Source organism: Microcoleus sp. OTE_8_concoct_300 (assembly GCF_031383065.1).
In the GTDB taxonomy this organism is placed as follows: domain Bacteria; phylum Cyanobacteriota; class Cyanobacteriia; order Cyanobacteriales; family Microcoleaceae; genus Microcoleus.
Window position 1 is genome coordinate 1 of sequence record NZ_JANMZH010000744.1, and the last position, 1207, is coordinate 1207.

The following is a 1207-nucleotide window of genomic DNA, read 5'->3' on the forward strand; positions in this document are numbered from 1 at the left end:
TCGTGCAAAGCGGCAAAAGGTAGGCTTCGCAATCCGGGATCGACTGACAGCAACAACGTCTGAATTCCTAAGTTTTGTAAGTCTTTTTCTAGGGGTGCGATCGCCCATTTATATAGTTGCTGGGCTGCCGGTAGATAAGTCGTAGTATCGCGTTTCGCGGGATTGGTGATTTCAGTGCGGAACTCCTGGACGGTGGGGAAAAGAGCTGCTCTGTTAGCTTCTGGGACGCTGTAGTGAATCGGCTGCCCCACGGGAGGAACTAAAATTAGTTCCAATTGATCTTCTCGCGAGACTATGTAGATAATACCAGACCGCTTGCCGGTTTGCTGATCGATTTTTTTTAAAGTTTGTTGGGATGTCGAAACCAAGACTTTTTCCCCTGGGAGGTTGCCTTTTACCCCCAGGTATTCTCCAAATTCTTGGTTCCTCATTTCTTCGATTCCCGAGACTGTTTTCTGTATGTCGTTACCTTCAAAAAGTTGATCGGGAGACGGAGCATATCCCAGAACTAAATTAGAATTGGGGTTGATTGTTGGTGATGATTCGCTGCTGGGAACTGTTGGCGGTAGGTAGCCGGAGGGCAACTGACTGATGATACTCGAATCAAGTGTTAAAATTCGATCGACAGCAGCAACAACGGGATGGTGTAGCGATCGAAATTCGGGGCCTTGAAAGTCTTTTGGATCGACGGTTGGGCGTTGCCGTGCGGGATCTTGTCTTTCCCTAGGATCGATCGGAGTGGGAGTTTCCACCTCGGTTGGAGGGACACTCGGAATGGGAGTGGGAGTTTTCACCTTCGTTGGAGGGACACTCGGAGTGGGAATGGGAGTTTCCACCTCCGTTGGAGTTACACTCGGAGTGGGAATGGGAGTTTCCACCTCGGTTGGAGTTACACTCGGAGTGGGAATGGGAATGGGAGTTTCCACCTCCGTTGAAGTTAGACTCGGAGTGGGAGTTTCAACCGGAGTGGCAGGTGGCGTTGTCTTCTGGTCGATCGCGTCATCAGTCGAAAACACAATATTACCAACACGAATAGAACGCGGAAACGACTGCGAGGTAATGCTAAATTGTCCCGTTGTAATTGCACCCGCCGTACCGTTGCTAGCAGCATTTCCCACTACAAACGGTTGAATTGGCGCCCCTGCATCTCCCCCTGCGTGCACAATTGTAATTTTGCCACCACCGGCGCCGCCTGCAGTAGAAATGC

General features: G+C 50.5%; 1 protein-coding gene. It reads right to left on the reverse strand.

What is annotated here, in order from left to right:
• The coding region (locus ACUVJL_RS33290) for a CHAT domain-containing protein (RefSeq protein ID WP_445249741.1) at positions 1-1207 on the reverse strand (1207 nt) is incomplete at both ends.